Raw genomic sequence first — 7034 nt, 5'->3', positions numbered from 1 at the left:
TAGGAAGATCCGTGATGTGAACAGGCGAGAGCCGCTGTTACTCGATACAGTGGATACTATCACTCACTACAGCGGTTAATCTACTTACCATAGTGGTTATTTCTCTCGATACAGTGGTTGTTTTACTCGTTATAGTGGTTATCTACCCGGCTTTAACGCAGTCATACCGTGGCCTGAGGCTATGCCGGGATCTTTAGGGAACTTAATAAGGATCTTAAATGGATCTGTTATTGGATCTATTCAGTGGATAACCTGAGAAAACTGACTGAAAAAGAGTCGAACCACCGCCCTCCCCCTTTCCTTGATCTCCCTCTTTCATCGCAAGCACTCTGGAAAAAGCCGTCATCTACGCATAAGCAGGGTTATGCACACCGATTCAGGCCATTTACTCGCTATAGTGGTTGTTGAGTACTCGCCAGCGCGGTTGCTTTTCTCGCTATAGTGGTTGTTATACTCATTATAGTGGTTATTCTTCTCGCTACAGTGGTTACTGGCCCCCTTCCAGGCCTTGTGTCACAAGGCTTCAGACGCTGTAGGGATCTGTTAAGGATCTCAATTTGATCTATTGAGGATCGACCAATTGGATCTGGCCTGTGGATAACGGGGATAAACACATCAAACAAAGAATTAGCTGAGAGTCTCGGTCAGAAGTGATTCTTACCTTCAGTTCTGAACGTGTGGTTTACCAGAAGCCCGGTTGAGAAGATTTTTTACGGACAAAGCGATCTAACGCAGAGCACAGGTAAGACTGGAATGTTGCATACACCTATAACCATTAAATCTATAAGGTTACCAGGTTTGAATCAGGTCTCTGAAGCGCGTCCAGTGAAAATACAGAGAACTCACCATGACATTAAACACCTATCTATTTGATAAATAATGAGTTATTTATTATTTTCATGATGAAAACACCAGGGGATGCTTACTTAACGCAATATCTTTGTTTTGTCAGTGCTCAGAATCTGTCAGACATACTAAAAGAGAAATTAAAATGACGTTCCCGGAAGAAATTAATAAGTCGCCGGTGAAAGAACAACAGGAAGAACAAATACGTTCGGAAACTAACTAAAGCTTATAAACAGGCTTAGTGCGCAGGAAGTAATTTCAGGCATGTAAGAATGAGATGAAGATGAAGAGATAATATCCGGATCTGAATCCAGCACAGCAGAGCGTTAATTCTGACTGTCCGGTATGTTACATTATGGTGAATTATCCTAATTAAGATTGCTGTAAGCCTTGCCGCTTTAATCCTGCCCCCTGCTCCTGCTCTTAAATCGGCAGTCTTACTCTTTCATTATTTTGGTTCGTGACATCATAAAATGTTAAGCGAATTAAACCCTCATCTTTTCAGTACTAAGCCCCGCACTAAAAAGTCTTATGCGGAAAAAATGCCTGACATTATGTGTACAAGCAGCGAGACAGATTATGACCGCTACATAATGACAGGGCATCAAAGGGCATAGATTTGAAAGCAGTGATCATAAGTTAGCACTGATAGAAGTAACGATTACTAGCGCACTTTACCGTTATGCCTACTCCTTCAGGTTCAAAAACACTGTAATAGCTTCTGAGTAAAACTCTCCGCCAGCAGTAAGTACTGAGTGAAAGTACATTAGTTCTGGAAATTTTTCACCAGGCCATTTCACCCGTAATTACATGATTTATAGTAACTTTTATTGAATTTTCATGCTGAAAACACCATTGAAAATACATGAAAACGGTTTACGAGTAATCAGCAGACCGGCAGATGATTTATCAGAATTGGAATACGTCGATCTGAATCCTTAGTCGTTAAGATATTCGTTTCCTGTCGCCATTTTAAGTTCTCTGTCTCCACAAACCTGTAAGACACAAAAAAGCAGAGCGATTCACTTTCCAAGATTTACAATAGCACTCTGCTTGCATCTCACCATCACGAACAAAAAATCCAGGTTTTTGGCATTTTTCTAAAAAATTGGCAGATATGTGCTTTTTGTGTAGTATGCAAAAAACATTAACGCAGAGGGGCTTATGAAGCGTGATTATGGTGGAGTGCTGGAAATGGCCACACGTGCCAATTCCATGTTACACGGACTGAGTAACCACATTGAGCAGCAGCGTCAGGAATTTAACCAGACCGGTTTTTACCAGACCTTCTCACGTAATGCTGTCGCCAACATGCCATTGCTGAGTAAACATGCTGTTGTCGCCGCAATTGGTGATATGGAAGCAGCAGGTTATCAGTTTGGTAAAAAGCAGACCGGCAGCACCTCACAATACGCCCTGACTATCCAGAATGTAGTCGACATCTATCAGCATCGTAAAGTACCGAAATATCGCGACCGGCACGATGGCCCCTTTGTCGTATTCGTTGTCAGCCTTAAAGGCGGTGTCTCGAAAACAGTCAGCACCGTCACGCTGGCCCACGGTATGCGTGCACATCCTTCTATGCTGCACAATGACCTGCGTATTCTGGTTATAGACCTGGATCCACAGGCATCAAGTACGATGTTCCTGAGTCATACCAACAGTGTCGGTTCAGTTCTGGAGACGGCAGCGCAGGCGATGCTGAACGATCTTGATGCAGACCAGCTTCGTAAACAGTTTATTAAACCTACCGTCATGCCAGGCGTTGATGTGATCCCTGCCTCTATCGACGATGGTTTTGTTGCAAGCGACTGGGAAGAGCTGGTTGCTGAGCATCTGCCTGGCGTTGCGCCTTCGGAAGTATTGCGCCGCAACGTGATTGATCGTCTGGCAGGTGACTACGATTTCATCTTCCTTGATACCGGACCTCACCTTGATTCATTCATGCTGAATGCAATTGCAGCCAGTGATGTTCTGCTGACGCCGACGCCCCCGGCACAGGTCGATTTCCACTCCACCATGAAGTATCTGACGCGTCTGCCGGAAATGCTGGAGCGTATTGAGTCTGAAGGCATTGAACCCCGGCTTAAAGCCAATATCGGCTTTATGTCCAAAATGACTTCTAAACACGATCACCTGACTTCGCAAAGCTATGCCCGGGAAGTGTTTACCAAATCGATGCTGGATTGCAGCCTGCCGCGACTGGATGGATTTGAGCGCTGCGGTGAATCCTTTGATACGGTGATCAGTGCCAATCCCTCCTCTTATCCGGGCAGTGCGGACGCTCTGCGCAAAGCTAAATATGAAGCCGAGCAGTTCTCAAGGGCTGTGTTTGACCGCATTGAATATATCAGGAGTACCCTGTGAGCAAACCTATACAGCGCATCGGGCGCAAGTTTGGTGATTCTGCTATCGCAAACATGATCGACAGCAGCAGCCAGTCGCGCACATTTACGCTGAAGTCGGGCGCGAAGGCCACCTTTGTGCGCCAGCTAATCCTGCATGATGATATTGAAACCAGAACCAGCGTTGACCCAAAAATCAACGGACGTGACCAGAGCACGCTGACGCCGGAATCGCTTCAGGAGATCACCCGCACCATTACGCTGCAGCAATTTTTTCCGGCTATTGGTCGTGTCAACGGTGACCGGATTGAAATCATGGATGGTTCGCGCCGCCGCGCCGCATGTATTCTTTCCGGTGCCAGTCTGGAAGTACTGGTCACCGCTGATGAACTGAGCCTCAGTGATGCGCGTCAGCTGGCCGCTGATATTCAGACAGCAAAAGAGCATAACCTGCGTGAATTAGGCCTGCGCTTTATGCTGATGAACGAAAATGGCATGAGCAAAACAGAGATTGCTAAAGCAGAAGGCATCTCAAACGCCAAGGTCTCACGTGCGTTCCAGGCCGCAGCCGTACCCGCTGAATTTATCGAACTCTTTCCGGTCGTATCTGAGCTGACACTTCAGGATTACCAATTGCTGCTCGATGTCTGGGAAGAGGCGAAAGCGGAAGCGGTTGATGCCTCCTCGCTGGTAAGCGATATTAAGCAAACGCTAAAAGCTAATGATTCCCTGCTAAGCGCCAATGCGGATGAGAAGAAGAGCGCGATTCTTAACGGCTTTAAAAGCGCCCGTCGTCAGTTAAAAAAACCTGCACCCGTCAGCAAGACGGTGACGGAAAAGCTGGCTACCTTTACCACTGCTAACACCTACGCGCGTCGTAAAACTAATGATGAGAAGCGCACCGTGCAGTATGAATTCAGCCGTCTGCCAAAAGAGATTGCTGAACAGATCGACGCGTCGATCAGACAGATACTCTCCACGTTAAAATAATCCTCTTTACGTTTTGGATACCAGAACCGGCCCCTGTGCCGGTTTTTTAATTCTTCCCTCCACCGGCCTCCCGATTGTGCAATCCGTATCTTATCGCTTCGCCTGATCACGACTTCTGTTAGTCACACATCATTTCCGATGGGTAACGCTTGAACTCAGCACGGTTTATCGCTATAGCTAAAACGGTTTAGCTGTCAGGATTAATCAGAGGAGTTTTTTATGTCTGTACGCGTATGGTGCCTCGGGGATGCCGTGGTGGATTTGTTTCCCGAAATGCCGGGTCGCCTGATGCAGTGTCCGGGCGGGGCGCCTGCCAATGTCGCCGTTGGAATTGCCCGTCTGCAGGGAAACAGCGGTTTTATCGGACGAGTAGGGGATGATCCCTTTGGTGAGTTTATGCGGCAGACGCTCATTGAAGAGAAGGTTGATACCCGCTACATGATTGCCGACACCCAGCACCGCACTTCAACCGTAGTGGTCGGACTGGATGACCATGGCGAACGGTCCTTTACCTTTATGGTGAGGCCGAGTGCTGACCTGTTTCTTGAGGCGCAAGACCTGCCCGTATTCTGGCATGGGGAGTGGCTGCACTGCTGTTCTATTGCCTTATCAGCTGAACCGTCACGCACGGCGACCCTGACCGCCATGAAGCAGATCCGGGCAGCAGGCGGCCATGTCAGTTTCGATTTAAATCTGCGTCATGACCTCTGGCCCGATCCGCAATTGCTGCATGCGGTGGTGAACGAGGCGCTGAGCCATGCGGACGTGGTTAAACTGTCCGACGAGGAACTCGATTTTCTCTGTCCGGATCAGGAATCCACTGTCAGCATGCCGAAGCTGGCGGCGCGATTCAGCATAAAACTATTGCTGGTCACGCGGGGCAGGGAAGGGGTGATCGCCTGCTATCAGGGCCAGCTATACCACTATGCTACTTCACCCGTGGTCAGCATCGACACTACAGGCGCAGGTGATGCCTTTGTGGCCGGATTACTCTGGGGGCTGGCGAAGTTGGGTCTGCCTGCCGATGAATCGCAGCTGGCCATCTGCCTTACCAGCGCACAACGCTGCGGTGCACTGGCAATCACGGCTAAAGGAGCCATGACAGCACTTCCGCGGCTCCACCAGCTGAACGACCTGCCAGACTGATTATCATTATTCCCCCTGTTTTGGGAGCTATCTCACAATCACTAAACCGGTTTAGCTATTTTCATTGCGCAGGGAAATTACCCGTGGCTATGATTTGCGCCTAAACCGGTTTAGCAAAAAATCCGGTGGTGATAGCCTCTCTTCAGGGACATAAAAAATGAAAAAAAGCGCGTTAGCAGTGAGTCTCTCAACGATATTACTTTCCACATCAGTCTGGGCCGACTCCAGTATGAGCAGCATTGAGGCACGCCTTGCGGCCATGGAGCAGCGACTGCAGGCAGCCGAGCAGCGAGCGAATGCAGCGGAAACCCGCGCACAGGTCGCTGAGAAACAGGCACAGATGGCTGAGAAGCAGGCACAGCAGCTGGCTGCCGTGCAGCAACAGACCCAAAACTCCACCGCTGAGGTCGCGCAGCGCACCGCGAAACTGGAACAGAAATCAACCGATGAAGGTGGCTTCGAGTTCCACGGTTATGCCCGTTCAGGATTGCTGATGAACAGCTCGGCCGCCAAAACTCAGGGTGGCCCGACCGTGACCCCTGCCGGGGAAACCGGCGGGCACGTTGGTCGCCTTGGCAATGAGCCAGATACCTACGTTGAGCTCAACCTTGAACATAAGCAGACGCTGGACAACGGCGCCACCACCCGTTTCAAAGCGATGCTGGCCGATGGACAGCGCACCTACAACGACTGGACAGCCGCCAGCAGCGATCTCAACCTGCGTCAGGCGTTTGTCGAGCTCGGGCAGCTTCCTACCTTCAGCGGCGCATTCGATAACGCCACGGTCTGGGCCGGTAAGCGTTTTGATCGCGATAACTTTGATATTCACTGGATCGACTCCGATGTGGTGTTCCTTGCCGGTACCGGTGCCGGTATTTACGACATGAAATGGAGCGATCAGGCGCGCAGTAACATTTCCCTTTATGGTCGTACCTTTGGCGACATCGAAAACAATGAAAACACTGCGCAGAACTACATCCTGTCGCTGAATAATTTTGTCGGGCCGGTGCAGCTGATGGTCAGCGGTATGCGTGCGAAAGATAACGATGACCGACGGGATATCGACGGCCTCAGAGTCAAAAGCGATGCGGCAGAAACCGGCGTACATGCGCTGCTTGGCCTGCATAACGACAGCTTTTATGGGCTGACAGAGGGCACCTCGAAAACTGCACTGCTCTATGGTCATGGACTGGGCGCAGAGGTAAAGTCGATTGGTTCTGATGGCGCACTGTTGCCGGAAGCGAACACCTGGCGTCTGGCGAGTTACGGTATTACCCCGCTGGGCGGTGGCTGGCACATTGCACCTGCTTTACTGGCTCAGCGTAGTGACGATCGTTATGTCAAAGGTGACAGCTATGACTGGGCGACAGTTAACCTGCGGCTGATTCAGGAAATCACCCAGAACTTTGAGATGCAGTATGAAGGCTCTTATCAGTACATGGATCTGCGTCCCGAAGGCTACAACAACCGTAATGCGGTCAGCGGCAGCTTTACCAAACTCACCGTTGCGCCAACCCTGAAAGCCGGTGATGTCGGTGACTTCCTCAAACGTCCGGAAATTCGTCTCTTTGCAACCTGGATGAACTGGGATCATCGGCTGGATAACTATGCCAGTGACGACGCTTTCGGCAGTAAAGGATTCGATGCCGGTGGCGAATGGAACTTCGGCGTACAGATGGAAACCTGGTTCTGACCGGGCGGCCCCGG

At 49.9% G+C, this 7034-nt stretch carries 4 protein-coding genes; all 4 read left to right on the top strand.

Features of this window, described 5'->3' with window-relative positions; genetic code table 11:
- Nucleotides 1-2010: 2010 nt before the first annotated feature.
- The 4 genes from ACR8BN_RS22545 (at nucleotide 2011) to ACR8BN_RS22530 (ending at nucleotide 7020) form a co-directional block, all read left to right on the top strand.
- Nucleotides 2011-3213: an AAA family ATPase gene (locus ACR8BN_RS22545; protein WP_010256940.1), complete on the top strand. Its 1203-nt coding sequence runs from the start codon at nucleotides 2011-2013 to the stop codon at nucleotides 3211-3213.
- A complete protein-coding gene (locus ACR8BN_RS22540) occupies nucleotides 3210-4181 on the top strand; it encodes a ParB family protein (RefSeq protein ID WP_039387355.1) in 972 nt (323 codons plus the stop codon). The genes ACR8BN_RS22545 and ACR8BN_RS22540 overlap by 4 nt, the downstream gene beginning before the upstream one ends.
- 219 nt (nucleotides 4182-4400) lie before the next feature.
- Entirely contained in the window at nucleotides 4401-5327 is a 927-nt protein-coding gene (locus ACR8BN_RS22535; protein ID WP_434747829.1) for an aminoimidazole riboside kinase, read from the top strand.
- A 157-nt stretch (nucleotides 5328-5484) separates the two neighbouring features.
- The gene (locus tag ACR8BN_RS22530; RefSeq protein ID WP_031593101.1) at nucleotides 5485-7020 is read left to right on the top strand and encodes a carbohydrate porin; all 1536 of its coding nucleotides are present in this window, start codon (nucleotides 5485-5487) and stop codon (nucleotides 7018-7020) included.
- Nucleotides 7021-7034 lie beyond the last annotated feature (14 nt).

The sequence above is a fragment of the Pantoea sp. Lu_F5_004 genome (genome assembly GCF_051136245.1).
Taxonomy (GTDB): domain Bacteria; phylum Pseudomonadota; class Gammaproteobacteria; order Enterobacterales; family Enterobacteriaceae; genus Pantoea; species Pantoea agglomerans.
Note: the sequence above shows the minus strand (reverse complement) of the source record. Positions and strands in the feature narration are given on the sequence as shown.